The sequence below is a fragment of the Streptomyces sp. NPDC051286 genome (assembly GCF_044455345.1).
Lineage (GTDB): Bacteria > Actinomycetota > Actinomycetes > Streptomycetales > Streptomycetaceae > Streptomyces.
This window is the reverse complement of record NZ_JBITER010000154.1, coordinates 1-1381: the sequence shown is the minus strand read 5'-3', so window position 1 is coordinate 1381 and position 1381 is coordinate 1. Positions and strand designations below refer to the sequence as shown.

Here is a 1381-nt window from a genome sequence, read left to right as displayed (position 1 = left end):
GGTTTGACGGCTTGGTAGGTGGGGGCGGTGTCCGCCGAGGGTGAGCATGGCGAGGGCGATGAGGGCGGTGGCGTCCTTGAAGCCGAAGGCCATACGGGTGATCAGCCGGATCTTGGTGTTCATGCTCTCGACCAGCGCGTTGCTCAGCCCGTGCTCGGCGGCGGCGATGATGGCGTCCCAGTGCCTCACGATGGCGCGTTGCAGCTTCACGAACGGTGCGAGGCGGGACCGGCGGGCCCACAAGACCCAGCCCCACAGGGCCTGCACGGTGTCCTGGCCCTGCTTGAGCGCCATTCGAAGGCCCTCCTTGAGGAGGTAGGCACGGTGCAGAACCGGGTGGGCCTTGGCGATGAACGCGAGCTGGGCCTGCTGTCCGACGGTGAGGTCCTCGGGCCGCTTCCACAGCGCCCAGCGGGCCTTCTTCAGGGACTTCGAGCCCGCCGTGGCGCGGCCCTTGCCGCCGCGCTCGGTGTTCCAGACCTGGCGGCGGACCTCGTCCAGGGCCTCGGTCGCCCACTGCACGACGTGGAACGGGTCCATCACCCGCACCGCCTGCGGGCAGCGCTCGGCGACGACCTTGGAGATCCACTCGGCGGCGTCCGCGCTCACGTGGGTGATCCTCGCCGAGCGTTCGGCGCCGAGCAGGTCGAAGAACTTGCGCACCGTGGCCGCGTCCCGGCCGGCTTCGGCCCAGACCAGCCGGCCCGAGTCGTGATCGACCACGATGGTGAGGTACTTGTGGTGGCGCTTGTAGGAGATCTCGTCGATACCGATCCGGCGCAGACCGGTCAGCAGGTCGACCCGGTTTTCGACATCGGCCCAGACGCGGCTGCAGATCTTGCCGACCGTGCGCCAGCCGATCCGCATCAACTGGGTGACAGTGGTCTTCGAGCAGTGCGTGGCCAGCCAGGCCACCGTGTCGTCGAAGGGCAGTGTGTGTCCGGCGCCGTGCCTCGCCCAGGGCACCGCCGCCACGGTCACCCTGTGCTCGGGGCAGGAGATGCGGGGCGCGTCGGCCTCGACCACCGCCCGGATCGTGCCCAGGTCCAGCGCCCGCCAGCGGCGCCGGCCCTCACCGTTGTCGTACTTGGCGCACCGCCGGTCGCAGATCCCGCACCGCAGCCGTCGGCCCCGCGCAGGCCGGGCATGCACCACGATCAGCACGTCCTGCGGGCCGTCGCCGCTCGGGTCGCCCTCCTCGGCCTCGACCCGCTCGATCACGGTCTTTTCGACACCGAGCAGCCGAGTCCATATCCTTGCAGATTGCACGCCGTATCCAGGTTCTTCCGTTTCGTACCGTCGCAAGTCGAAACGTAGCCGGGGTACGGCGTGTTCTGCATATCAGCCCAGGTCAACGACCCACGGAAGCGACAGGGGAGCC

At 69.2% G+C, this 1381-nt stretch carries 1 protein-coding gene; it reads right to left on the bottom strand.

The window, feature by feature from the left end; all coding sequences use genetic code 11:
- The coding region (locus tag ACIBB8_RS37910) for an ISL3 family transposase (protein WP_398959969.1) at positions 1–1269 on the bottom strand (1269 nt) is incomplete at its 3' end.
- Positions 1270–1381 lie beyond the last annotated feature (112 nt).